This is a genomic window from Inquilinus sp. Marseille-Q2685, assembly GCF_916619195.1.
In the GTDB taxonomy this organism is placed as follows: Bacteria; Pseudomonadota; Alphaproteobacteria; order DSM-16000; family Inquilinaceae; genus Inquilinus.
Map to the genome: position 1 here is coordinate 710815 of NZ_CAKAKL010000001.1, position 25305 is coordinate 736119.

The 25305-nt window shown below is 69.4% G+C and carries 23 protein-coding genes; 11 read left to right on the plus strand and 12 right to left on the minus strand.

The window, feature by feature from the left end; translation table 11 throughout:
* The first annotated feature begins 69 nt into the window (after positions 1-69).
* Positions 70-588, plus strand: coding sequence for a MucR family transcriptional regulator (locus tag LG391_RS03400; protein ID WP_225766426.1), 519 nt, complete (start codon positions 70-72; stop codon positions 586-588).
* 51 nt (positions 589-639) lie between these two features.
* Here the strand turns inward: LG391_RS03400 and LG391_RS03405 are convergent, their stop codons facing one another.
* The 6 genes from LG391_RS03405 to cyoA all read right to left on the minus strand — a co-directional run bounded on the left by LG391_RS03405 (position 640) and on the right by cyoA (position 7200).
* The gene (locus LG391_RS03405; RefSeq protein WP_225766451.1) at positions 640-2070 is read right to left on the minus strand and encodes an aldehyde dehydrogenase family protein; all 1431 of its coding nucleotides are present in this window, start codon (positions 2068-2070) and stop codon (positions 640-642) included.
* A gap of 162 nt (positions 2071-2232) precedes the next feature.
* Positions 2233-2991: an SURF1 family protein gene (locus LG391_RS03410; RefSeq protein ID WP_225766454.1), complete on the minus strand. Its 759-nt coding sequence runs from the start codon at positions 2989-2991 to the stop codon at positions 2233-2235.
* Positions 2988-3377 (minus strand): cytochrome o ubiquinol oxidase subunit IV, encoded by a 390-nt coding sequence (gene cyoD, locus LG391_RS03415; RefSeq protein ID WP_225766455.1) that lies wholly within the window; start codon positions 3375-3377, stop codon positions 2988-2990. The genes LG391_RS03410 and cyoD overlap by 4 nt, the downstream gene beginning before the upstream one ends.
* Positions 3374-3997, minus strand: coding sequence for a cytochrome o ubiquinol oxidase subunit III (cyoC, locus tag LG391_RS03420; protein WP_225766457.1), 624 nt, complete (start codon positions 3995-3997; stop codon positions 3374-3376). The genes cyoD and cyoC overlap by 4 nt, the downstream gene beginning before the upstream one ends.
* Positions 3997-6009 (minus strand): cytochrome o ubiquinol oxidase subunit I, encoded by a 2013-nt coding sequence (gene cyoB / locus LG391_RS03425; protein WP_225766459.1) that lies wholly within the window; start codon positions 6007-6009, stop codon positions 3997-3999. The genes cyoC and cyoB overlap by 1 nt, the downstream gene beginning before the upstream one ends.
* A 102-nt stretch (positions 6010-6111) precedes the next feature.
* Positions 6112-7200 carry a ubiquinol oxidase subunit II gene (gene cyoA, locus LG391_RS03430; RefSeq protein ID WP_225766462.1) on the minus strand — a complete coding sequence of 363 codons (1089 nt, stop codon included), beginning with the start codon at positions 7198-7200 and terminating at the stop codon, positions 6112-6114.
* A 355-nt stretch (positions 7201-7555) separates the two neighbouring features.
* Here cyoA and LG391_RS03435 point away from each other — a divergent pair, with 355 nt between their 5' ends.
* On the plus strand, positions 7556-8779 hold the full coding sequence (locus tag LG391_RS03435) for an MFS transporter (RefSeq protein ID WP_308013025.1): 1224 nt from the start codon (positions 7556-7558) through the stop codon (positions 8777-8779).
* Positions 8780-8882: 103 nt separating this feature from the next.
* On the opposite strand, the gene LG391_RS03440 is transcribed toward LG391_RS03435, so the two are convergent.
* Positions 8883-10025, minus strand: coding sequence for an alpha-hydroxy acid oxidase (locus tag LG391_RS03440; RefSeq protein WP_225766467.1), 1143 nt, complete (start codon positions 10023-10025; stop codon positions 8883-8885).
* A 138-nt stretch (positions 10026-10163) separates the two neighbouring features.
* Here LG391_RS03440 and LG391_RS03445 point away from each other — a divergent pair, with 138 nt between their 5' ends.
* Positions 10164-11720: a D-aminopeptidase gene (locus tag LG391_RS03445; RefSeq protein WP_225766469.1), complete on the plus strand. Its 1557-nt coding sequence runs from the start codon at positions 10164-10166 to the stop codon at positions 11718-11720.
* Here the strand turns inward: LG391_RS03445 and LG391_RS03450 are convergent.
* Entirely contained in the window at positions 11717-12604 is an 888-nt protein-coding gene (locus LG391_RS03450; protein WP_225766471.1) for a LysR family transcriptional regulator, read from the minus strand. The genes LG391_RS03445 and LG391_RS03450 overlap by 4 nt on opposite strands.
* 105 nt (positions 12605-12709) lie before the next feature.
* Here LG391_RS03450 and LG391_RS03455 point away from each other — a divergent pair, with 105 nt between their 5' ends.
* The 3 genes from LG391_RS03455 to LG391_RS03465 all read left to right on the plus strand — a co-directional run bounded on the left by LG391_RS03455 (position 12710) and on the right by LG391_RS03465 (position 15554).
* Positions 12710-13576, plus strand: coding sequence for an NmrA family NAD(P)-binding protein (locus tag LG391_RS03455; RefSeq protein WP_225766473.1), 867 nt, complete (start codon positions 12710-12712; stop codon positions 13574-13576).
* 62 nt (positions 13577-13638) lie between these two features.
* Positions 13639-14469 (plus strand): oxaloacetate decarboxylase, encoded by an 831-nt coding sequence (locus tag LG391_RS03460; RefSeq protein WP_225766475.1) that lies wholly within the window; start codon positions 13639-13641, stop codon positions 14467-14469.
* Positions 14470-14678: 209 nt separating this feature from the next.
* Positions 14679-15554 carry a TauD/TfdA family dioxygenase gene (locus LG391_RS03465; RefSeq protein WP_225766476.1) on the plus strand — a complete coding sequence of 292 codons (876 nt, stop codon included), beginning with the start codon at positions 14679-14681 and terminating at the stop codon, positions 15552-15554.
* Between the two features lie 137 nt (positions 15555-15691).
* Here LG391_RS03465 and LG391_RS03470 read toward each other — a convergent pair whose 3' ends face one another.
* The 4 genes from LG391_RS03470 to LG391_RS03485 all read right to left on the minus strand — a co-directional run bounded on the left by LG391_RS03470 (position 15692) and on the right by LG391_RS03485 (position 19225).
* Positions 15692-16084 carry a RidA family protein gene (locus LG391_RS03470; protein ID WP_225766477.1) on the minus strand — a complete coding sequence of 131 codons (393 nt, stop codon included), beginning with the start codon at positions 16082-16084 and terminating at the stop codon, positions 15692-15694.
* A gap of 8 nt (positions 16085-16092) precedes the next feature.
* Positions 16093-16914 (minus strand): carbohydrate ABC transporter permease, encoded by an 822-nt coding sequence (locus LG391_RS03475; protein WP_225766478.1) that lies wholly within the window; start codon positions 16912-16914, stop codon positions 16093-16095.
* Positions 16907-17800: a carbohydrate ABC transporter permease gene (locus LG391_RS03480; protein ID WP_225766479.1), complete on the minus strand. Its 894-nt coding sequence runs from the start codon at positions 17798-17800 to the stop codon at positions 16907-16909. Before LG391_RS03480 ends, LG391_RS03475 begins: the two co-directional genes overlap by 8 nt.
* A gap of 186 nt (positions 17801-17986) precedes the next feature.
* Entirely contained in the window at positions 17987-19225 is a 1239-nt protein-coding gene (locus LG391_RS03485) for a sugar ABC transporter substrate-binding protein (RefSeq protein ID WP_225766480.1), read from the minus strand.
* Positions 19226-19538: 313 nt separating this feature from the next.
* On the opposite strand from LG391_RS03485, the gene LG391_RS03490 reads away from it, so the two are divergent.
* The 5 genes from LG391_RS03490 (at position 19539) to LG391_RS03510 (ending at position 25281) form a co-directional block, all read left to right on the plus strand.
* Complete coding sequence (locus LG391_RS03490; protein WP_225766481.1) at positions 19539-20327, plus strand: SDR family oxidoreductase; 789 nt, start codon at positions 19539-19541, stop codon at positions 20325-20327.
* A gap of 3 nt (positions 20328-20330) precedes the next feature.
* The gene (locus LG391_RS03495) at positions 20331-21398 is read left to right on the plus strand and encodes an ABC transporter ATP-binding protein (RefSeq protein WP_225766482.1); all 1068 of its coding nucleotides are present in this window, start codon (positions 20331-20333) and stop codon (positions 21396-21398) included.
* A 205-nt stretch (positions 21399-21603) separates the two neighbouring features.
* A complete protein-coding gene (locus LG391_RS03500; protein WP_225766483.1) occupies positions 21604-22914 on the plus strand; it encodes an amino acid deaminase in 1311 nt (436 codons plus the stop codon).
* The gene (locus tag LG391_RS03505; protein ID WP_225766484.1) at positions 22914-23834 is read left to right on the plus strand and encodes a MurR/RpiR family transcriptional regulator; all 921 of its coding nucleotides are present in this window, start codon (positions 22914-22916) and stop codon (positions 23832-23834) included. Before LG391_RS03500 ends, LG391_RS03505 begins: the two co-directional genes overlap by 1 nt.
* A complete protein-coding gene (locus LG391_RS03510) occupies positions 23827-25281 on the plus strand; it encodes an amidohydrolase family protein (RefSeq protein ID WP_225766485.1) in 1455 nt (484 codons plus the stop codon). Before LG391_RS03505 ends, LG391_RS03510 begins: the two co-directional genes overlap by 8 nt.
* Positions 25282-25305 lie beyond the last annotated feature (24 nt).

Below are 25305 nucleotides of genomic sequence, written 5' to 3' on the forward strand. Positions count from 1 at the left end.
CAACCTCATGGCTGTAAGGACAACCCGGTGCTCGACCGCGGGACTGCAGGGCAGGATGGGAGAAACGTGATGTCGACGCTGAGCGACGAGATTCTGAAGTTCACCAAGGAGATCATCGTTGCCCACGTTTCCCACAACGCGGTGGACAGCGAGAGCCTGCCAGATCTCATCCGGAACGTGCACCTGTCGCTGATCGAAGCCCGCAATGCGGCCATCCAGCGGGATCCGGCGATGGTTTCGGACATCGAGCCGGCTGCAAACGCCAAGGAGAGCGGCAGGATACAGGACACCCCCGCGGCCACTTCGATTCACCCCGTTCCGGCCGTGCCCATCGCGGAGTCGGTGACCCCGGACTACATCATCTGCCTGGAGGATGGCCGGCCCTTCAAGATGATGAAGCGCTGGCTGCGCGCCACCTACGGCATGACGCCGGAGCAGTACCGCGCCAAGTGGAACCTGCCGGCGGACTATCCGATGGTGGCGCCGAACTACGCCCGGTCGAAGTCGGTCTATGCCAAGGCCCAGGGCCTGGGCACCGAGAAGCTCCGCCGCCGCGCCGGCAAGCAGCGGTCCCGCCGCACCGCCTGAACTCGTTCGCACATGGCCGGAGCCCTCCCGCAGGAGGGCTCCGGCAAGGACTCAGGCGGCCTCGTAGCCGATCACGCCCTTGATCTCGAGGAACTCCTCGAGGCCGAACTCGGCATATTCGCGGCCGTTGCCCGACTGCTTGTAGCCGCCGAAAGGCGCGGCGGTGTCCCAGGCCGGGTAGTTGATGTGGACATTGCCGACGCGCAGCTGCGACGCCACCTTGCGCGCCCGCTCCAGGCTGCCCGACTGGACATAGGCGGCGAGGCCGTAGGGGGTGTCGTTGGCCAGCTCGATCGCCTGCTCCTCGGTTTCGTAGGTCAGGATCGACAGCACCGGGCCGAAGATCTCCTCCCGCGCGATCGTCATGTCCGGCGTCACCCGGGCGAAGACGGTCGGGCGGACGAAATAGCCGCGGTTCAGCCCCTCCGGCCGGCCGGGGCCGCCGGCTACCAGCTCCGCCCCCTCGGCGATGCCGGCCTCGATCAAGCGCTGGATCTTGTCGTATTGCAGCTGGCTGACCACCGGGCCGAGCTGGGTGTCAGGCGCGTCGGCGGGGCCGACCTTGAAGCTCTCGGCCGCCGCCTTGGCATAGCCGATCGCCTCGTCCTCGCGGTCGAGCGGCACGAACAGCCGGGTCGGGGCGTTGCAGGACTGGCCGCTGTTGCCGAAGCAGCCGGCGACGCCCTTGGTCACCGCCCGCTTCAGATCGGCGTCCGACAGGATGATGTTGGCCGACTTGCCGCCCAGCTCCTGATGCACCCGCTTGACCGTGTCGGCCGCGGCCTTGGCCACCAGGATGCCGGCGCGGGTCGAGCCGGTGAAGGACACCATGTCGACGTCGGGATGGCTGGAGATCGCGGCGCCGACCGTCGGCCCGTCGCCGTTCACCAGGTTGAACACGCCCTTCGGCACGCCGGCCTCGTGCAGGATCTCGGCGAAGATGACGGCGTCCAGCGGCGCGATCTCGCTCGGCTTCAGCACCATGGTGCAGCCGGCCGCCAAAGCCGGGCCGACCTTGCAGGTGATCTGGTTCAGGGGCCAGTTCCAGGGCGTGATCATGCCGACCACGCCGACCGGCTCCTTCACCACCATCGAGGTGCCCTTGGGCCGCTCGAACTGGAAGGTCTCCAGCGCCTCGATGATCCGGGTCAGGTGCGCCTCGCCGGCCCAGGTCTGGGAATCGAGCGCGAACTTCCGCGGCGCGCCCATCTCGCGCGACACGGCCAGCGCGATGTCGGGGGCGCGGCGCTTGTAGATCTCGAGGATCCGGCGCAGCAGGGCCAGGCGTTCCTCGCGGCTGGTGCGGGCGAAGGCCGGGAAGGCCCGTTTCGCCGCCGCCACCGCGCGGTCGACGTCGGCGGCCGAGCCGAGCGAGATCTGGGCGAAGGGCTCCTCGGTCGAGGGGTCGATCACGTCGAGCGTCTTCGGCGTGACCGGGTCGACCCATGCGCCGTCGATGTAGAATTGCAGTTCGTGCGCCATCAGAACCTCGTTCGGTCGTGGGGCGGAGGGGAGCCGAAGGCCCTGCCCTCCGTCGCTTCCGTCGCCTCCCGCGACGGGCTGAGGAACGTTAGAACAGGCTTCGGGGGGCGGGGAAGCTCCGGCGGTGATGAGCGGCCATGCGCGCGCCCTGCCCTGTGCCCGTCAGGTCGCCTCGGCCTGCTTGCGCCGGGCCCGCTCCGACCGCACGGCGTATCCCACGCCGAAGAGCAGCAGCGCCGCCAGGCCGAACCAGGTGACGGCGTAGACCAGGTGGCTGTTCGGGAAGGAAATCACCGTCAGCCCGCCGATCGGCAGCCCGCCCGGATTGGGCGCGGCGTCGGCGTCGATGAAATAGGGCGCGACATTCGTCAGCCCGCGGGCCGCGGCGATGGCGGCGACGTCGCGGGAGTACCAGCGCTCTTCCGCCGGTTCGTTCGAGCGCAGGAAGCCGCCCTTCGGCTCGGTGATGCGCAGCAGCCCGGTGACGGTGACGGGGCCTTCGGCCTGCCCCGCCGCCCGGGTCGCCGGGTCGCGGTTCTCCGTCGGCACGAAGCCCCGGTTGACCAGGACCACCGTGCCGTCCGCCGTCTGCAGCGGGGTCATCACCCAGTAGCCGGCCCCCTTGGCCGTCGAGGCGACGACCTGGGCCTCGCGGTCGTTCAGGAAACGGCCGGAGACGCGGACATGCCGGTACTCGTCCCGGTCCGCGGTGACCCGGGCCCAGTCGGCCGGGCCCGGCGGGGCCGACGGCTCGGCCGCGACGCGCTGGTCGACCCGGGCGATCAGGTCGAGCTTCCAGGCCCGCCGCTCGACCTGCCAGACGCCGAGCGCCAGGAGGCCGAGGAACACAGCGAGCGCCGCCGCCCCGAGGACGACCAGGGCGGCGGTCGAGCGAGGCCGATGTGCCTCGCCCTGCGTCACGGCATGTTGCGCATGTCGTGGGCGGAGACCGGCATCATGTTGGTGTTGAGGTGGTACATCACCCACAGCGAGCCGGCGAGCGTGATCACCACCAGCACCACGGTGAAGATCAGGGCCAGCATGGTCCAGCCGCCCTCCGACTTCGTGTTCATGTGCAGGAAATAGACCATGTGCACGACGATCTGGACGACCGCGAGCGCCATGATCACCAGCGCCGTGGTCTGGGGATCGGCGAACACGTCGCCCATGACCAGCCAGAACGGGATCACGGTCAGGATCACCGCCAGCACGAAGCCGGTGACGTAGCCCTTCAGCGTGCCGTGGCCGCTGGCGTCGCCATGATGGTGGTCGCCGTGATGGTGATCGGTGTGGGCGTGGGCGCTCATGCCATGGATCCCATCAGATAGACGAAGGTGAAGACGCCGATCCAGATGACGTCCAGGAAGTGCCAGAACAGGCTGAGGCACATCAGCCGCCGCTTGTTGTCCGGGATCAGCCCGTGCTGGGCGACCTGAACCATCATCGTCACCATCCAGACGATGCCGACGGTGACGTGCAGCCCGTGCGTCCCCACCAGGGTGAAGAAGGACGACAGGAAGGCGCTGCGCCACGGCCCCGCCCCCTCATGGATCAGATGGGCGAACTCGTAGAGCTCGAGGCCGACGAAGGCGACGCCGAACAGGGCGGTGACCGCCAGCCAGAACAGGGTGGCGCCCTTCCGGTTCCGCTCCATCTCCAGCATGGCGAAGCCGCAGGTGATGGAGGAGAGCAGCAGCATCGAGGTGTTGACCGCCACCAGCGGCAGGTCGAACAGGTCGGCGCCGGACGGGCCGGCCGCATAGCTGCGGCCGAGCACGCCGTAACAGGCGAAGAGGACTGCGAAGATCAGGCAGTCGCTCATCAGGTAGATCCAGAAGCCGAGCATCGTGCTGCCGCCCGAATGCTCGTGCTCCTCCTCGACGTGGAAGCGGACCGCGCCGTTTGCAGCTTGATCGAGTGGCGTCATCACGAAGCGGCTCCCGCCCGGGCCAGCACGCGGCTGCGCTCATTCTCGGCCTTGGTCACGACCTCGGCCGGAATGTGGTAGTCGCGCTTGTAGTTGAAGGTGTGCCCGATCGCCACCACCAGCATGGCGAAGAAGGTGAGCGCGGCCAGCCACCAGATGTGCCAGACCATGGCGAAGGAGAAGGCCACGCTGATCCCGGCCAGGATGATCCCGGTGCCGGTGTTCTTGGGCATGTGGATCGCCTTGAAGCCTGCCAGCGGCCGGGCATAGCCGCGCTTCTTCATGTCCCACCAGGCGTCGTGGTCGTGCACCAGCGGGGTGAAGGCGAAGTTGTACTCCGGCGGCGGCGACGAGGTGGACCACTCCAGGGTACGGCCGTCCCACGGATCGCCGGTCAGGTCGCGCAGTTGCTCGCGCTTCAGGAAGCTGACCACCAGCTGGATCAGGAAGGACGCGATGCCGATGGCGATCAGCACCGCGCCGAAGGCGGCGATGACGAACCAGATCTGCAGCGACGGGTCGTCGAAATGGTTCATCCGGCGGGTCACGCCCATCAGGCCCAGCACGTAGAGCGGCATGAAGGCGAAGTAGAAGCCGGTGAGCCAGAACCAGAACGACATCTTGCCCCAGAACGGGTCGAGCTTGAACCCGAAGGCCTTCGGGAACCAGTAGGTGACGCCGGCCATCAGGCCGAACACCACGCCGCCGATGATGACGTTGTGGAAATGGGCGATCAGGAACAGGCTGTTGTGCAGCACGAAGTCGGCCGGCGGCACCGCCAGCAGCACGCCGGTCATGCCGCCGATGACGAAGGTCACCATGAAGCCGATCGTCCACAGCATCGGCACCTCGAAGCGGATGCGGCCGCGATACATGGTGAACAGCCAGTTGAACATCTTCGCCCCGGTCGGGATCGAGATGATCATCGTGGTGATGCCGAAGAACGAGTTCACGCTGGCGCCCGAGCCCATCGTGAAGAAGTGATGCAGCCACACTAGGTAGGACAGGATGGTGATCACCACCGTGGCGTAGACCATCGAGGTGTAGCCGAACAGGCGCTTGCCGCAGAAGGTCGACACGACCTCGGAGAAGATGCCGAAGGCCGGCAGGATGAGGATGTAGACCTCCGGATGCCCCCAGATCCAGATCAGGTTCACATACATCATCGGGCTGCCGCCGAAGTCGTTGGTGAAGAAGTTCGTCCCGACGTAGCGGTCGAGCGACAGCAGGGCCAGGACGGCGGTCAGCACCGGGAAGGCGGCGACGATCAGGACGTTGGTGCACAGCGCGGTCCAGGTGAAGACCGGCATCTGCATCATCTTCATGCCCGGCGCCCGCATCTTGACGATGGTGGCGACCAGGTTGACGCCCGATAACAGCGTTCCGATGCCGGCGACCTGCAATCCCCAGATGTAGTAGTCGACCCCGACATCCGGGCTGTAGGCGATGCCCGACAGCGGCGGATAGGCCAGCCAGCCGGTCTTCGCGAACTCGCCGATGAACAGCGAGATCATCACCACCACCGCGCCGGCGGTGGTCATCCAGAAGCTGAAGTTGTTCAGGAACGGGAAGGCCACGTCGCGCGCGCCGATCTGCAGCGGCACCACGAAGTTCATCAGCCCGGTGACGAAGGGCATGGCCATGAAGAAGATCATGATCACGCCGTGGGCGGTGAAGATCTGGTCGTAGTGATGCGGCGGCAGGTAGCCCTCATTGGCGCCGAAGGCGATCGCCTGCTGTGCCCGCATCATGATCGCGTCGGCGAAGCCGCGCAGCAGCATGACCAGCGCCAGGATCACGTACATGATCCCGATCTTCTTGTGGTCGATGCTGGTGAACCACTCGTGCCAGAGATAGCCCCACAGGCGGAAATAGGTGACGGCGCCGAGCACCGCGATGCCGCCGAGCGCCACCGCGATGAAGGTGACGACCAGGATCGGCTCGTGGAACGGCAGCGCTGCCCATGTCAGCTTGCCGAAGACCAGCGTCTGGAGATCTAGGTTTGAGAACATCGGGCTACTCTGTCGTTCCGGAGGCCGCCGCTGTGGGCGACGGCCTCCGCCAGTGTGTCATTTGTGCGGCCCCGGACGGGCCGGCGGCAGGCATCGGCGTCCTCACTCCACGCGACGGGGCGCCATCCAGCGGCTGAGCAGCCCGTCCGCCGGGCGGCTGTCGGCCATGTCGCCCTCGGTGGTGCAGATCGCCGCGACATAGGTCCGGACCGGCCCGGCGCCGCGCCGGACATCCTTGTCGTGGGTCAGCGCCATGACGTTGTCGAGGCCCGCCATGCCGCCGCCGCCGCGGGCGTCGATGCTCATCATCTCGTTCATGCACATCTTCGAGCGGTCGACGCACATATTGAGGATGGCGGCGTAGAGGTCGGGGGCAACCGTGCCGTAGTGGCGGACCGGCTCGCGTTCGCTCGGGCGCTCCAGCGTCAGGTACTCCTCGCGGCTGAGATTGCCGCCGCCGGACCTGACTTTCTGCACCCAGGCGTCGAAGTCGCCGGCGCTGAGGCCGTGGAAGGCGAAGCGCATGCCGGAGAAGCCGGCGCCGCTGTAGTTGGCGGAGAAGCCCTCATACTCGCCGGGCCGGTTGATCACCGCGTGCAGCTTGGTCTCCACCCCGGCCATGGCGTAGATCTGCCCCGCCAGCGCCGGCACGAAGAAGGAGTTCATCACGGTGGCCGAGGTGATCTTGAACTGGATCGGCACGTCGACCGGCGCCGCCAGCTCGTTCACCGTGGCGATGCCCTGCTCCGGGTAGAGGAACAGCCACTTCCAGTCGAGCGCCACGACCTCGACGGTCAGCGGCTTCGCGTCGGCCGCCACCGGACGCTCCGAGTCGATCCGATCCAGCGGCCGGTAGGGGTCGAGCGTGTGGGTGCTGATCCAGGTCAGGGCGCCCAGCGCGATGATGATCACCAGCGGCGCCGACCAGATCACCACCTCGAGCTGAGTCGAATGGTGCCAGTCGGGGTCGTAGGGGGCGTCCTTGTTCGACTGCCGGTACTTCCAGGCAAAGAACAGCGTCAGCGCGATCACCGGCACGATGATCAGCAGCATCAGGATCGTGGAGATCACGATCAGGTCCCGCTGCTGCACTGCAATATCGCCGGACGGAGACATGACCACCATGTTGCATCCGCCCAGAAGGATCAGGAGCGGAAGCGCAGCGAGGCGGCCTAAAGCTTTGATGGGCATGCCGTTGCCTGGAAGAGAGAAAACGATTGGGCGGCGTTGCCTTACCGGAGCGCACCGTGAACCAACAGTGGACAGTTTGTCCTACCAGATGCCCGATGGTTGCAGTGCAACATTGTCGCACGGGGGTTGACGGCGGGGTTCCGGGCGGTTCCGACCCCGCTTCGGTCCGCTTGGCACGATTTGACGCACCGGAATCCTGGGCCATACTCAAAAGAAAAAACAGCGGCATCTCGGCCCGGCCCACCCAGGAGGAACATTTATGGCCACTGTCAGTCGAGACTTCGGGTCCCAGCCCCCGACCGCCGCGCCACGGCACCGCGCAGGTGTCCCCCCCGGCGAGATCGCGATCGGCGTCGTGATCGGCCGGACCGCGGAATTCTTCGACTTCTTCGTCTATGCCATCGCCTCGGTGCTCGTGTTCCCGCGGTTCTTCTTCCCGCAGGCGGCGCCGCTGGACGCGATGCTCTATTCCTTCGCCGTCTTCGCCCTCGCCTTCGTCGCGCGCCCGCTGGGGTCGGTCCTGTTCATGGAGATCGACCGGCGGCACGGCCGCAGCGTCAAGCTGACCGCGGCGATGTTCCTGCTCGGCGGCTCGACCGCCGCGATGGCCTTCCTGCCCGGCACCGCCGACATCGGCACCGCCGCCATCGCCCTCCTGGCGCTGTGCCGCATCGGCCAGGGCCTGGCGCTGGGCGGCGCCTGGGACGGCCTGGCCTCGCTGCTGGCGCTCAACGCGCCGCAGAACCGCCGCGGCTGGTACGCGATGATGCCGCAGCTCGGCGCCCCGCTCGGCTTCATGCTGGCCAGCGCGCTGTTCGCCTTCTTCCTGGTCAACCTGCCGACGGCGGACTTCCTCGACTGGGGCTGGCGCTATCCCTTCTTCGTCGCCTTCGCGATCAACGTGGTGGCCCTGTTCGCCCGGCTGCGCCTGGTGGCGACCGAGCAGTTCGAGCGGCTGTACGAGAGCAAGGACCTGGAAGCGCTGAGCGTGCCCGAGACGCTGAAGCACCAGGGCCACAACATCCTGGTCGGGGCCTTCGTGCCGCTGGCCACCTTCGCCCTGTTCCACCTGGTCACGGTGTTCCCGCTGAGCTGGGTGACGCTCTACACCGACCACAACGCCGGCACCTTCCTGATGACGGAGTTCGCCGGCGCCATCCTCGGCACGGCGATGATCGTGGTGTCGGGACTGATCGCCGACCGCACCGGCCGGCGCACCCTGCTGGCAGGCTGTGCCGTGCTGATCGCGATCTTCAGCTTCGTCACGCCGCTGCTGCTGGGCGGCGGGCCGACGGCGCGGTCGCTGTTCGTGATCCTGGGCTTCGGCCTGCTCGGCTTGTCCTTCGGCCAGGCGGCCGGCGCGGTGGCGTCGAACTTCCCGAACAACCACCGCTACACCGCCTCGGCCCTGACCTCGGACCTGGCCTGGATGGTGGGTGCCGGCTTCGCCCCGCTGGTCGCGCTGGCGCTGGCCAGCCAGTTCGGCCTGGCCCTGGTCGGCGCCTATCTCCTGTCCGGCGCCGTCTGCACCCTGGCCGCCCTGAGGGTCAACAAGGAGCTGGAGCTGCGGGGGAACTGACCAAGTCGTAGGTTGGGTTCGCGGCGCGCGAACCCAACACTCCAGGGCCTCACAAGCCGGTGGGATGTTGGGTTCGCTTCCAGCGAACCCAACCTACGCGCTTCTACCCCCGGATCACCAGGCTGCTGCGATCCCCCTTCCTGATGTCGCCGGTGCCGGTCAGCGCCATGCTGATGTCCAGCTCCTTGCGCATGATCTCCAGCGCCTTGGTCCCGCCCGCCTCGCCCATCGCCGCCAGGCCGTAGAGGAAGGCCTTGCCCATCAGGCAGCCGCGGGCGCCGAGCGCCACGGCCTTCAGGATGTCCTGGCCGGACTGCACGCCGCCGTCGAACAGGATCTCGGTCCTGTCGCCGATCGCCTGGACGATGCCCGGCAGGGCCGAGATCGAGGATCGGGCGCCATCCAGCTGCCGGCCGCCATGGTTGGAGACGACCACGGCGTCGGCGCCGGTCGAGGCCGCGATCTTCGCGTCCTCCTCGTCCAGCACGCCCTTCAGGATCAGCTTGCCGGGCCAGATGCTGCGCACCCATTCGACGTCCTTCCAGCTCAGCGAGGCGTCGAACTGGCTGGCGGTCCATTGCGACAGGGTGGTCAGGCTGTCCGCCCCCTTCACCCGGCCCTCGAGGTTGCCGAAGCTGCGGCGCTTGCCGAACAGCACCTTCATCGCCCAGGCCGGCTTGGTGGCGATGTCGAGCGCGTTGCCGAGCGTCAGCCGCGGCGGCACGGCCAGGCCGTTCTTCAGGTCGCGGTGGCGCTGGCCCTGGATCTGCAGGTCGAGCGTCAGCACCAGGGCCGAGCACTGCGCCGCCTTGGCGCGTTCGATCAGCGACTGCGAGAAGCCGCGGTCGCGCATGACGTAGAGCTGGAACCAGAACGGCTTCTGGACCGCGCCGCGCACATCCTCGATCGAGCAGATCGACATGGTCGACAGGCAGAACGGGATGCCGAAGGCCTGGGCCGCGCGGGCGCCGTGGATCTCGCCGTCGCCGTGGAACAGGCCGGTCAGGCCGGTCGGCGCGATCGCCAGCGGCATCGCCACGTCCTCGCCCAGGATCGTGGTCGCGACCGAGCGCTTGTCGACGTCGATCATCACCCGCTGGCGCAGACCGATCGCGGCCAGGTCCGCCCGGTTCGCCCGCAGCGTCACCTCGTCGTAGGAGCCGCGGTCGGCATAGTCGAAGATCGCGCGCGGGATGCGCCGGGCCGCCAGCGCTCGCAGGTCCTGGATGTTGGTGATCGTGGGCATAGAGGCAGGTTCTTCGGGCCAAGAGTCTTCTAAGGCACGTTTTATGTCTGATAAATCGCAGGAGGGCGGCTGCCACCCGCAATCCCGGCCGCGGCCATCTTTACCCACCCGGGCCGGGGCGCCGGGGTGGCGGCCATCATGCCGCCCGCCCTCCCCCGCCTCGACCGGGCCCTCGCCGCCCTTCCCCGCAGCTTCCCCGGACCGGGCGGCGCCGCCGCCGTGCTGCGGGACGGCGAGATCCTCGCCCGCCACGCCTGGGGCTGGGCCAACGCCGAGCGGCGCATCCCGTTCACGCCGCGGACGCTGTTCCGGATGTGCTCGATCACCAAGCAGTTCACCTGCGGCCTGGTGCTGGACGCCTTCCCGGACCCGACGGTGCTGGACGGCGACGTGCGCGCCCGGCTGCCGCGGCTGGAGGGCGAGGCGCCGGGCGCTCTGCACCTCTGCCACAACCAGTCCGGCCTGCGCGACTACTGGGCGGTGGCGATGCTGCACGGCGCGCCGGCCGAGTCGCCTTTCGGCGACCGCGAGGCGGAGAAGGTGATCGCCGGCACCCGGTCGCTGCATTTCGCGCCCGGCAGCCGCTACTCCTACGTCAACCAGAACTTCCGCCTGCTCTCCGATATCCTCGAGGCCCGCACCGGCCGCGGCTTCGGCGAGCTGCTGCGCACGCGGATCTTCGACCACGCCGGCATGGGCAGCGCCTTCCTGGCCGCCGATACCCGCGCCATGCCGGACGGCACCGAAGGCTATGAGGGCACCCAGGCCGGCGGCTTCCGCGCCGCCGAGAACCGGGTGCTGTGGACCGGCGACGCCGGGCTGGGCGCCAGCCTGGACGACATGATCGCCTGGGAGCGCCACATCGACGCCACCCGCGACGATTCCGAGGCGCTGTACAGCCGCCTGTCCGCGCCGGTCGCCTTCTCGAACGGCGCCCCGGCCCCCTACGGCTTCGGCCTGAATCGGGCGACCGAGTTCGGACGCGCGATCACCGGCCATGGCGGCGCCCTGCGCGGCTGGCGCAGCCATCGGCTGTACGTGCCGTCGGAGCGGGTCTCCGTGGTGGTGATGTTCAACCACCTCTCCGACGCCAATGCCGCGGCGCTGGACCTGCTGGCCGCCGTGCTGGGCGAGGAGCGCGCCAGGCCGGCCGCCGACCTGCCCGCGCCGGACTGGCTCGGCAGCTACATCGGGCCGGAAACGGGGCTCTCGGCCCGCGCCGATATGGTCGACGGCCGGGTGCGGCTGCGCTTCGGCCATTCGGCGGAGCGGCTGGACCTGCAGCCCGACGGCGGCGCCGGCAACGGCCGCACCCGGCTGCGCCCCGCCGCGGACGGACTGTGGCTGGACCGGCCGCAGGAGAACCAGAGCTCGCGCCTCGTCCCCTGCAACGGTGAGCCCGCCCTCGATCTCGGCGGCCGCTACCGCTGCGACGAGCTGGAGGCCGAGCTGGAGGTGACCGATGCCGGCGGCGTGCTGTATGGCGGCTTCTCCGGCTTCCTCGGCCAGGGCCGCATGGAGCTGTTGGACCCGATCGGGCCGGATGTCTGGGCCCTGCCCTGCCCGCGCGCGCTGGACCACACCCCGCCGGGCGACTGGACCCTGGCCTTCCGCCGCGACAACGCCGGCCGGGTGAAGGACGTCGAGGTCGGCTGCTGGCTGGCCCGCCGCCTGCGCTACGACCGGATCGGCTAGAGACGGTCCAGCTTCAGGGTCTCGGCGAGATAGTCGACGAACAGGCGGGTCTTGGCCGGCGGCAGCCGCGGCGCCGGCCAGACCGCATGGATCGGCACCTTCGGCACCTCGTAGTCGGTCAGGACCGGCTCCAGCACGCCCCGGTCGACCAGATCGCGGATCTGCCACAGCGGCGTGAAGCCGATGCCGAGCCCTTCCGCCACCGCGGCATGGGCCGCCGCCGTGTTGTCGGCTCGGAACCGGCCGTTGACGCGGACCATGCGGGTCCGGCCGCCGATCCGGAACGGCCAGGCCTCGCCTTCGGCCGTCCGCACCACGCATTGGTGCCGGGCCAGATCGTCCGGATGCTGCGGCCGGCCGTGCCGCTCGAAATAGGACGGGGCGCCGAACGCCACCCGCCGCAATGCACCCAGCCGGCGGGCCTTGAGCGCGGAATCCGGCAGCTCGCCGATCCGCACCGCCAGGTCGAAGCCGCCGTCGGTCAGGTCGACGAAGCGGTCGGACAGCCTGAGCTCCACCTCGATGCGCGGATGGCGCCGCATGAAGCCGGCCACCACCGGCACCAGATGCGGCGGCGTGAACAGCACCGAAGCGCTGATCCGCAGCAGGCCGGACGGCTCCGCCCGCCGCTCCGCCGCCTCGGCCCGCGCCTCCAGGATCTCCGCCGGGGCCGGCTCCACCCGCCGGTAGAAGGCGAGGCCGGCATCGGTCGGCGTAGACCGCCGGGTGGTCCGCTGCACCAGCGCCACGCCCAGCCCCTGCTCCAGCGTCGCCAGCGACCGGCTGACCGATTGCAGCGACCGGCGCAGATCGCGCGCCGCCGCGCTCAGCCCGCCGGCCTCGACCACGGCGACGAAGGCGGCGAGATCGTCCAGCCGGTCCATGCACATTCCTCTCGGGTCGCGAGAGAATGTATCACGAGAGCTGCCTATTCTCACGCATGCCGGTCTTCCCAAAATCGATCCCAGCTTCGCCTGCAGGAGATCGACATGACCGCCTCCACCGTTCTCGTCGTCGGCGCCGCCGGCCGCTTCGCCGGTCTCGTCGTGCCCGAGCTCGCCCGCCGCGGCGCCACCGTCCGCGGTCTGGTGCGCGACGACGCCAAGGCCGCGATCGCCCGGGCCGGCGGCGCCGCCGAGATCGCCCTCGGCGACCTGCGCGACCGGGCCAGTCTCGACGCCGCCCTGCGCGGCGTCGACGGCGTCTTCCACATCGGCCCGGCCTTCGCGGCGGACGAGGCGGAGCTGGGCGTCCGCATGGTCGAGGCCGCGCGCCGGGCCGGCGTCCGGCGCTTCGTCTTCTCCTCGGTGATCCAGGCCACCAACACCGCGCTGGCCAACCACGCCAGCAAGATCCCGGTCGAGGCGGCGCTGCACGGCTCCGGGATGCAGCACACGATCCTGCAGCCGACCAACCTGATGCAGAACATCGGCGCCGCCTGGCCCGGCGTGCTGGCCACCGGAATCTTCGCCGAGCCCTTCCCGAAGACCGCCCGGGTGGCGCGGGTCGACTACCGAGACGTGGCCGAGGCTGCCGCGATCGCCCTGACCGGGGACCGCCTGGCCTATGGCAGCTTCGAGCTCTGCGCCGACGGGTTGCCGGACCGCGAGGAGATCGCGGGCCTGATGAGCGCGGCGCTGGGCCGCCCGGTCGCGGCCGGCGAGCCTCGCTTCGCCGACTGGGTGGCCGCCGCCCGGCCGCCCTATGAATCGCGGCAGCTGGCGCTGCTGGAGAAGGTCTTCGCCCACTATGCCGACCATGGCCAGCCGGGCAACAGCCTGGTTGCGCGCGCCGTGCTCGGTCGCGACCCGCGGTCGCTGCGCGCCTATATCGGCGAGCTGGCCGCCGGGCCCTGAGGCGCCTTGACCGCATCCGAACAAAAGAGGAACAATGGGTTACAACCCATCGGGAGGAACCCATGCCCAGCCAGACCGAAAAGGCCCTCGCCTTCCAGCGCCTGCATGCCCGGCCCGGCATCTTCGTCATCCCCAACCCCTGGGACGCCGGAACCGCAAAGCTCCTGGCCGGGCTCGGCTTCGAGGCGCTGGCCACCACCAGCGCCGGCTACGCCTTCACCCTCGGCCGCAGCGACGGCGCTGGGAAGGTGAGCCGGGAGGAGACCTTGGCCAATGCGCGGGCCATCGTCGAGGCCGTCGACCTGCCCGTCTCCGCCGATCTCGAGAACGGCTTCGGCGACGCGCCCGAGGCGGCGGCGGAGACCATCCGCCAGGCCGCCGCAGCCGGGCTGGTCGGCGGCTCGATCGAGGACGCCACCGGCCGCGACGACGATCCGATCTCCGGCTTCGACCAGGCGGTGGAGCGGGTGCGGACCGCTGTCGCGGCGGCGCGGTCCCTGCCCTTCCCCTTCACCCTGACGGCGCGGGCCGAGAACTTCCTGCCCGGCCGCCGCGACCTGGCCGATACGATCCGGCGGCTGCAGGCCTTCCAGGAGGCCGGCGCCGACGTGCTTTACGCCCCCGGCCTGGCGACGCGGGAGGAGATCGAGGCGGTGGTGCGCGCGGTCGACCGGCCGGTGAATGTGGTGATGGGGCTGGTCGGCGCCCGCTTCACGGTCGAGGAGTTGGGCCAGATCGGGGTCAAGCGGATCAGTGTCGGCGGATCGCTGGCCCGGGCGGCGCTGGGCGGCTTCCTGCGCGCCGCCCGCGAGATCAAGGACCAGGGCAGCTTCGGCTATGCCGACGACGCCGTGCCGCACAAGGAGATCAACGCCCTGTTCGCCGCGTCGTGACCAGCTGGGCTTGACCCTGATGCCGGCCGCTTCCCCGCCGTCATTGCGAGGAGCGCAGCGACGAAGCAATCCAGGGCCGGTGCGCGTTGGCCCCTGGATTGCTTCGCTGCGCTCGCAATGACGGTGTAAGAAATTTCGGGGATCAGGAGAGGCGAAAATTCGGGGCGGATGGTCTTCCGGCCGGCCGGATCGAAGCCCATACTCCCGCCATGACCAGCCCCGACTCGCGCATCACCATCCGGCCGATGGCCGGGTCGCTCGGCGCCGACATCGACCTCGCCGGCCCGGTCGACGATGGAATCTTTGCCGCGATCCGTCAGGCCCTGGACCATTACCTGGTGATCCATCTGCACGGGCTCGACCTGGCGCCGGAAGAGCTGGTGGCGCTGACCCGCCGCTTCGGCACCATCAGCCGGGCACCCTACATCAAGCACATGGACACGCACCCGGACATCGTCGCGGTGAAGAAAGCGGCCGACGAGCGCAAGGTCAGCACCTTCGGCAACGCCTGGCATTCGGATTTCAGCTTCCTCGACCAGCCGCCGATGGCGTCGCTGCTCTATGCCCGCCAAGTGCCGAGCCATGGCGGCGACACGCTGTTCGCCAACATGGTTGAGGCCTACGACGCGCTGTCGGATGGGCTGAAGGCGGTGCTGGACGGCCTGGACGCCATGCATGCCGGCAGGCCCTACGGCACCGGCGGCGTGCCGGGCACCATCGCCGTCTCCCGCTCGATCGGCATCGAGCGCAACCGGCCGGAGGCGGACCGCGAGGTCGCGCATCCGGTGGTGCGGGTCCATCCCGGCACCGGCCGCAAGGCGCTGTTCGTCAACCCGATCTACACCATCCGCTTCGCCGGCATGACGGTGGAGGAGAGCCGGCCGCTGCTCGATTTCCTCTACGCCCATGCGGTCCGGCCGGAATTCACCTGCCGGCTGCGCTGGACAGCGGGCGACCTGGCGATCTGGGACAACCGCTGCACCCTGCACTATGCCGTCAACGACTATGACGGCCAGGACCGGCTCCTGTACCGCACCATGGTGCAAGGCGAACGGCCGGTCCCGGCAATACCACGGAGACATTGAGATCGTTTGAGACTGCGCTGGCGTGAGTCGGCTGGCGGTGGTTTCGAGAACCGGAGCGCAGCGCACATTGGTGCGTGAGCACCGGAAGCTTCGAGCCCGCCGTCAGACGGCCACGCCAGTAGCAGTATCGAACGATCTCACAGCGGCTTGTACGCGATCGCCTCGATCTCGACCTTGCAGTCGACCATCATGTCGGCGCGGACGCAGGAGCGCGCCGGGCGGTCGCCGGTGAAGTGGCTGTCATAGGTGCGGTTGAAGGCGGCGAAGTCGCGGGTGTCCGCCAGCCAGACCGTGACCTTGATCACGTCGTCCAGCGTGCAGCCGGCCAGCTCCAGCGCCGCCTGGACGTTCTTCATGGTCTGGCGGGTCTGGATCTCGATGCCGCCGGTCACGACCACGCCGTTCTCGTCGAACGGCACCTGGCCCGAGACATAGACATAGTCGCCGGCGCGGACGGCCTTGGAGAAGGGCAGCTTCTGCCCGCCGGCGCCGGTGACGGTGGTTCCGAAATGCTCTCGCTTGCTGCTCATGGTTCTTCCTATTTGACGGCGCCGAGGGCCAGGCCGCGCACCAGGTAGCGCTGCAGCCAGGCGAAGACGATGGCGACGGGGATCGTCGCCAGGAACGTCGCGGCCATGACGTGATGCCACTCGATCGTATAGCGGCCGGCGACCAGGGAGAAAATCTTGATCGGCAGGGTGTGCGTCTCCGGCGCGCGCAAGAGGCTCAGCGCGACGGCGAACTCGTTCCAGGCGTTGATGAAGGTGAAGATCGCGGTCACCACCATGGCCGGCGCCGCCAGCGGCAGGAACACGCGGATCACGGTGCGCAGGCGCGACGCGCCCTCCAGCCACGCCGCCTCCTCCAGATCCAGCGGGATGGTGGCGAAATAGCTCTGCAGCATCCAGACGGCGAAGGCGATGTTGAAGCCGGCATAGACCAGCACCAGCGAATCGACCGAGCCGACGAGGCCGAGCCAGGCGACCAGGCGGAACAGCCCGATCACCAGCACGATCGGCGACAGCATCTGGGTGACCAGCAGGAAGTCGCGGTACAGGCCCTGCCCCGGGAAGCGGTAGCGCGACATGGCGTAGGCGGCGGGGATGCTGACCGCCAGCGCCAGCAGCGTCGCCAGGGTCGAGGCGTAGAGGCTGTTCAGCAGCGCGGTGCCGAAACCGGTCGCCTGCCACATGGTGGCGAAGTTCTCCCAGGCGATCCGGCTGGGCAGCCAGGACGGGTCGGCCGACAGCACCTCCGCCGCCGGCTTCAGCGCCGTGGCCACCATCACGGCGAAGGGGAACAGCACCACCAGGATCAGCGGCGACAGCGCCAGCCAGCACAGGATGCTCTTCTTAAGCATGGCGCTCGCCCTTCATCGCCATGCGCAGATAGATCAGGGTGAAGACCAGCAGGATGGCGAACATGATCAGCGAGATCGACGCCGCCTCGCCCATCTTCCCGAGCTGGAACGCCAGCTTGTACAGGTAGGTGACCAGAATCTGCGTCGAATCCGACGGCCCGCCCCCGGTCAGCACCCAGATGATCGGGAAGGAGTTGAAGACGTAGATGATGTTCAGCACCACCGCCATGTTGATGAAGGGCCGCATCAGCGGCAGCGTCAGGGTGCGGAAGCGCTGCCAGGAAGAAGCGCCGTCGGTCGACGCCGCCTCGTAGATGTCGTTCGGGATCGACGACAGCCCGCCCAGGAAGATCGTCACCGTGAACGGGATCGACACCAGGATCCCGATCAGGATCTGGATCGGGAAGGCGGTGGCGGCGGAGGCCAGCCAGATCACGTTGTGGTCGGTGATGCCGAGATCCTGCAGGGTCAGGTTCAGGAGGCCGGATTCGCCGTTCAGCGCCCAGCGCCAGACGATCGCCATCATGGTCAGCGACACCGACCAGGGCAGCATCACGATCACCCGGGCCAGGCCGCGGCCGTGGAACTCGGTGTTCAGGATCAGCGCCACCGGCACCGAGACCAGCACGGTGCCGGCCACCACCGCGGCGGTCCAGATCAGCGTCCGCCACAGGCTGTCCAGGAACAGCGGGTCGGCCAGCACGCTGTTCAGGTTGGCCAGGCCGGTGAAGTCGCGCAGCTGGCCGAAGCGGTTGACCTGGTGCGAGGCGACCGTCAGCAGGTCCCAGACCGGATAGGCGATGATGAAGGCCGCCAGCAGGAAGCTGGGCAGGATCAGCAGGATCGGCGTCAGCCCGGGCAGCCGCGCGGCCAGGGGCGCCGACATCGGTATGGTCTGCCTCTCGGTCTCGGTCGTCACTGCCTGTCCCTGATATGCGCGGCCCGGTTCAGCGCCGCCCGCATTGTCCCAAGCTGTCATGCCCGGGCTTGACCCGGGCATCCAGAGTCTGTCGAGACCCTCTGGATTGCCGGGTCGAGCCCGGCAATGACAGAAGAAGGAAAGGCAGAGCCTCTACTTCGCGCCCAGCACCCCATTCGCCTGCTCGGCGGCGGCCTTCAGCGCCTCCTCCGGCTTGGCCTCGCCGAGATAGATCTTCTGCAGCGCCCGGCCGGTGGCGTCGGCGATCTCCTCCCAGCCCGCGATGGTCGGGGCGAACTTGGCGTTCGGCAGCATCGCGTTGAACACTTTGAGGTTCGGGTCGTCGGTGAAGTACGGCAGCTTGGCCACCGCCTGGTTCTCGGTCAGGAAGCCCTCATTGACCGTGAACTTCTCGCGCCAGTCGTTCTGGAACAGGAAGTCCAGGAACTTCCAGGCCTCGTCCTTCACCTTGGAGTTGTCGAACAGCACGATCGAATCCGTGACCGCGTAGGTGGCCGAGGTCGTGCCCTTCGGCACCGGCGCCACGCCGTATTTCAGGTTCGGCGCCTCGGCCTTGATCTGGCTGGCCAGGAACGGCGCCGTGAACATCATGCCGATGCGGCCCTGCTTGAACAGGTTCTGCACATCCTCGCGGTTGTAGGCGGTGACGCCCGGCTCGGTCAGCCCGTCGTCGATCATCTGCTTGTAGAGGGTCGCGGCCTTGACCGCGGCTTCGCTGTCCAGCCCGCTCTTGCCGTCCACCACGATGTCGCCGCCGAAGCTCCACATTGCATAGTAGAAATAGACGTCGGTCTCGATCTCCTTGCCCTGCAGGCCGAAGGCATAGGTGTCCTTGAGGCCCAGCGCCTTGATCTTCTTCGCGTCCTCGATCAGCTCGTCCCACGTCGCCGGCGGGGCGGAGAGGCCCGCCTTCTCGAAGATCTCCTTGTTGTAGTACATGGCGCGGGCCGAGGAGGCGATCGGCAAGCCATAGGTCTTGCCGTCCAGCACGCCGGGCGCGAAGAAGGTCGGGATGAACCGCGCCTTGAAGTCGTCGGTCATGTAGCTGTCGAGGGGCGCGACCACGCCCTGCTGCACGAAATCCACCAGCCAGCGCGTGCCGATGATGGCCAGGTCGGCATTGGCGTTGCCGGAGATGTCGGTGGTCAGCTTCTGCTGCAGCACGTCCCAGGGCACCACCTCGATCTTGATGTCGGTGCCGGGGTTCTTGGCCTCGAAGGCCTTCGCCGCCTCCTCGAAATAGGGCCCGGTCTTGGAGCTGTATTCGGCCACCGTCACCCGCACCTCGGCGGCGACGGACGGGGCGGCGGCCAGCGCCGCCAGGATCGAGGCGCCCGCGCCGAGGAGCACGGACCGGAACGCATGCTGCATGGAGAGCCTCCTGTTTCGGCGGCGAGGCCGCGCGAAGTCGCAATTGGAACCGGAAAGCCGGGGGACGGCCGCGCCCGGCTTTCCGCCGGAACCGCCCTGGATGTAACTCTCTTACAATCCCCGGCGGGGCGCAATTCGGAAGTGGGACGGCGGCCCATTTTCTTCCGCTATTCCGCAGCAATGCTGAAACCTTCGGCCAATTCGCGGCTCTCCACCGATGCTGCACCGCACACGCACGAAGGCTGTCTTGTAAGTTTCAAACATTGAGCTACCATCGGTCCATCACCCCTCGCCCCATGCCGGAACCACAGCCATGACGCGCTTCCAGACCGTTCTCGTCACCGGGGCGCTCGGCGGCATCGGCGGGGCGATCGTCGATCATTTCGCGGCGGCCGGGGCGACGCTGATCCTGTCCGATCGCGACGCCGCAGCCCTCGACGCCCGTGTCGCCGCGCTGGCTGAGACCGGCACCAAGGCCGCCGCCGCGCCGGCCGACCTGCGCGACGCCGAGGCCACCCGCGCCGCGATCGAGGCCGCGGTCGCCCGCACCGGCCCGGTCGACGTCGTCGTCAACAATGCCGGCGGCGGCGACCGCGGCAGCCTGGCCTCGACCACGGCCGAGAGCTGGGCCGCGGATGTCGAGCTGAACCTGAACGGCGCCTACCACGTTGTCGCCGCGGTGATCGACGGCATGAAGGCGCGCCGCCGCGGCAGCATCGTCAGCATCAGCAGCGTCAACGCGCTGCAGGCGCTGGGCCACCCGGCCTACAGCGCGGCCAAGGCCGGGCTGATCAGCTACACCCGCGCCCTGGCGGTGGAATACGGGCCCTTCGGCATCCGCGCCAACGTGATCTGCCCCGGCACCGTCCGCACGCCGATCTGGCAGGCGCGGGTCGACAAGAAGCCGGAGATCTTCGAATCCCTGCGCAAATGGTACCCGCTGCAGCGCGTGGCCGAGCCGGCGGACATCGCCAAGGCGGTGGCCTTCCTGGCCTCGGACGAGCTGGCCGGCTTCATCACCGGCGCCATGCTGCCGGTCGATGGCGGCCTGACCGCCGGCAACCGGGTGATGGCCGGGGAGCTGACGCTGGAGGAGTTCTGATCCATGGCGACGGTGCGGCTGGACGGGGTGGTGAAGCGCTACGGCGAGGCGCAGGTGATCCATGCGATCGACCTCGACATCGCCGATGGCGAGTTCGTCGTCCTGGTCGGGCCGTCCGGCTGCGGCAAGTCCACCCTGCTGCGCATGATCGCGGGGCTGGAGACGATCTCCGGCGGCGAGCTCGTGATCGGCGGCGCCCGCGCCAACGAGGTGCCGCCGCAGAAGCGGAACATCGCCATGGTGTTCCAGTCTTACGCCCTGTACCCGCACATGACCGCCCGGCAGAACATCGCCTACGGCCCCAGGCTGCGCGGTGAGGCGAGGCCGGAGATCGAGGCCAAGGTCGGCAAGGCCGCCGGCATCCTGAACCTGTTCGACTATCTGGAGCGGCTGCCGCGCCAGCTCTCCGGCGGCCAGCGCCAGCGCGTCGCCATGGGACGGGCGATCGTGCGCGACCCCGCCGTGTTCCTGTTCGACGAGCCGCTGTCGAACCTGGACGCCAAGCTGCGGGTGCAGATGCGCACCGAGATCAAGGCGCTGCACCGGCGCCTGGGCACCACCATCGTCTACGTCACCCACGACCAGATCGAGGCGATGACGCTGGCCGACCGCATCGTGGTGATGAATGGCGGCCGGATCGAGCAGCAGGGCAAGCCGCTCGATCTCTACGACCTGCCGGCCAACACCTTCGTCGCCGGCTTCCTCGGCTCCCCGGCCATGAGCTTCCTGCCCGGCCGCTACCGCCGCGGTGCCGAAGGGCCGGTGGTGGAGGCCGAGGACGGCACCCGCCTGCCCGCCCCCGATCGCGGCGCCGAGGACGACCAGCCGGTGCTGCTGGGCGTGCGGCCGGAGCATTTCACCCTGGCCGAAGGCGCCGGCGGCGTGCCGGTGACGATCGATCTCGTGGAGCCGACCGGCGCCGAGACCCATCTCTACGGCACCCTGGCCGGCACCCGCATCGCCGCGGTGATGCATGGCCGCCGTCCGGTGGCGCCGGGCGACGTGGTGCCGCTCGCCCCCCTCGCCGCCCACGCCCACCTGTTCGACGCGGCCTCCGGCCGCCGGCTGTAGGAGATGTCGCGGTGAGACCGAGCCACCCCCTCACCCTCCCGCCGCCTGCGGCGTCGGGCCCCTCCCTCTCCCCGAGGAGAGGGATGCTGTGCGCTGCCCCTTCACCTCTCCTTGGGGAGAGGTCGAAATCGCGCCAGCGATTTCGGGTGAGGGGGTGCGCCGGCCTCGCCGTCAGCGCGACGGTCCTCCAGCGAAAGATCGCCTGATGTTCACCCCCTCCGTCCTTGCCCTCGCCCCGATCCTCGACGCCCCGATCGACGGCGCCAGCAAGGGCCTGCCGCCCGGCCTGAAGCCGATCCCGTTCCGCAGCATCGGCGACCAGGGCTGGAACGCGCTGTCGGGCGACCTGCCCTTCCCGCAGGCGCTGCTGAAGCGGTCGGTCTTGGAGCGCAATGCCCGCTGGATGCGCGACATCCTGGCCGAGACCGGCGTCGCCCTGGCGCCGCACGGCAAGACCACGATGAGCCCGCAGCTGTTCGACCTGCAGCTCGCCAACGGCTCCTGGGGAATCACCGTCGCCACCGCCCAGCAGTTCGAGGTGTGCCGCCGCTACGGGGTGAAGCGGATCCTGGTCGCCAACCAGCTGGTCGACGCCGCGGCGATGCGCTCGGTGCTGGCGGCGCTGGCCGCCGATCCGGATCTCGAGGCCTTCTGCCTGGTCGATTCCGTTGCCGGGGTGCGCCGCCTGGCCGAGGCCGCGCGGGCCACGCCGCCGCGGCGCCCGCTGGGCCTGCTGGTCGAGATCGGCATGGCCGGAGGCCGCACCGGCTGCCGCACCGCCGCCGAGGCGCTGGAGGTGGCCCGGGCCGCGGCCGATGCCCCCGGCCTCGCCCTGCGCGGCGTCGAGGGCTATGAGGGTCTGGTCGTCACCAGGGACGCGGCGGCGGACGAGATCGCCGTCAGCGGTTTCCTCGACCGGCTGGCGGCGCTGGCGGCGGAAATCGACGGCGCCGGGCTGTTCTCCACCGAGCCGGTGCTGCTGAGCGCCGGCGGCTCGGCCTATTACGACATCGTCGCCCGCAGGCTGTCCGAGGTCCGGCTGTCGCGCCCGACCCAGGTGGTGGTGCGCAGCGGCTGCTACCTGACCCATGATTCCGGCCAGTACACCCGGCTGTTCGAGCACATCGTCCGCCGCATCCCGGCCGACTGGCGCCGGCACGGCGACCTGGAGCCGGCGCTGGAGGTCTGGTCGATGGTGCAGTCGCGGCCGGAGCCTGGGCTGGCGCTGCTGACCATGGGCAAGCGCGACGTGTCCTACGACATCGAGCTGCCGATCCCGACCCTTTGGCGCCCCGCCGGCGCCGCGGCGCCGCAGCCGGTGCTGGCCGGCGCGGTGCTGAGCGCGATGAACGACCAGCACGCCTATCTGAAGCTGCCGGAGGGCTTCGACCCGCAGGTCGGCGACCTGGTCTGCTGCGGCATCTCCCACCCCTGCACCACCTTCGACAAATGGCAGGTGATGATGGTGGTGGAGGACGACTACCGCGTCTCCGGCGCGATCCGGACGTTCTTCTGATGGCCTATGTGGTCGACATCGTCTCGCGCCTGCGCCGCATGGAGGCCTCGCTGCGGCCGTCCGAGCAGCGGGTGGCCGAGGCGGTGCTGGCCGATCCCGGCTTCGCCACCCGCGCCAGCATCGCCGAGCTGGCGCGCCGCGCCCGGGTCAGCGAGCCCTCGGTCACCCGCTTCTGCCGCGCCCTCGGCTGCGACAGCGTGCGCGACTTCAAGGTGCGGCTGGCGCAGGACCTGGCCGTCGCCAGCCCCTATCTGGAGCGCCGCCCGCAGGCCGGCGCGCCGCCGGACGACGTCGCCCAGCTGGCCGACCGGGTGCTGGACAGCGTGATCGAGGCGGTGACCGCCGTGCGCAACCAGCTGGACCCGCAGCCGCTGCGCCAGGCGATCGAGGCGATCGCCAGGGCGCGCCGGCTCGACATCTACGGCGTCGGCGGCGGTTCGCATGCCGTCGGCCACGACGCCTGGCTGCGCTTCTTCCGCCTCGACCTGCCGACCGACTTCCATGCCGACACCCAGCTGCAGCGCATGTCCGCCGCGACGCTCGGCCCCGACGACTGCGTGCTGGCGATCTGCAATTCCGGCCGCTTCCGCGACCTGGTGGAGAGCGTCGAGACCGCCCGGCAATACGGCGCCACCACCGTCGCCCTCACCCGGCCGGACACGCCGCTGGCCCGGGCCGCCGAGATCGTGCTGGCGGCGGCGCCGCCGGAGGACAGCGACATCTTCAAGCCGACCGCGTCGCGCCTGGCCCATATGGCGGTGATCGACGTGGTCGCGACCGGCGTCGCCATGCGCCGCGGCCCGGCGGCGCTGGAAAGCCTGCGCCGGGTCAAGCTGAGCCTGAGCCAGATCCCCACCATCGACGAGCCGGCGACGCCCGCGCCGCCCCCCTCCGCCCGACGGAAGACCATCCATGCCTGACCGCGCCTCTTACGACCTCCTGCTCCGCAACGGCACCGTGATCGACGGGTCCGGCGCCCCCCGCATCCAGGCCGATGTCGCGATCCTGGGAGACCGCATCGCCGCCGTCGCCCCGACCGGCGGCATCGCGCCCGAGCGGGCGCGGGAGAGCATCGACGTCGCCGGCCGGGTGATCGCCCCCGGCTTCATCGACGTGCACACCCATGACGACCGGGCGGGGATCGACGGCCCGGACATGCTGCCGAAGATCAGCCAGGGCGTGACCACCGTGGTGGTCGGCAATTGCGGCATCAGCCTGTCGCCGCTGACCCTGGACCGCGCCCCGCCGCCGCCCTTGAACCTGCTGGGCGACCAGGCCGCCTACGAGTTCCCGAGCTTCGCCGACTACCGCGCCCGGCTGGACCGGGTGGTGCCGGGCGTCAACGTGGCGGCGCTGATCGGCCATTCCTCGCTGCGCATCGGCACCATGGCGGATGTCGGCCGCAAGGCGGATGCCGGCGAGATCGACGCCATGCGCCGCCTGCTGGCCGACAGCCTGGATGCGGGCGCCATCGGCTTCTCCACCGGCCTCTACTACAAGCCGAACGCCGCGGCCGACGCCGACGAGGTGGCGGCGCTGGCCGAGCTGCTGGCCGACCGCGGCGGCGTCTACGCCACCCATATGCGCGACGAGCACGACAAGGTGCTGGATTCGCTGGAGGAGAGCTTCAGCACAGCCCGCCGCGCCAAGGTGCCGGTAGTGATCTCGCACCACAAATGCGCCGGGCCGCACAATTGGGGCCGCAGCCGCGAGACCCTGCCGGTGATCGAGGCGGCGAGCAAGACCCAGCCGGTCGGCCTGGACGCCTATCCCTACACCGCCGGCTCGACCGTGCTGGATCCGGACCATGTCACCGGCGACATCCGGATCATGGTCGCCTGGTCCAAGGCGAAGCCGGAGATGGCGGGCCGCGACCTGGCCGACATCGCCGCCGAATGGGGCTGCACCGAGAAGGAGGCGGCGGTGCGGCTGCATCCGGCCGGCGCCATCTATTTCCAGATGGACGAGGCCGATGTCCGCCGCATCCTGTCCTTCCCGCTGACCATGATCGGCTCAGACGGCCTGCCGCATGACAGCCACCCGCATCCCCGCCTGTGGGGCACCTTCCCGCGCGTTCTGGGCCATTACAGCCGCGACCTCGGCCTGTTCCCGCTGGAGACGGCGGTGCACAAGATGACCGGCCTGTCGGCGATGCGCTTCAACCTGCCGGACCGCGGCCTGGTGCGCGAGGGCCACGCCGCCGACCTGGTGGTGTTCGACCCGCACCACATCGCCGACGCCGCCACCTTCGAGGCCCCGAAGACCCCGTCCCGCGGCCTCGACTTCGTGCTGGTCAACGGCTGCATGTCCTGGCGCGCGGGAGAGACCGAGGTCGACCGGGCGGGGCGGCTGCTGGCGCGGGGGTAGGATCCGTTCGGACCCCAAGGCTGT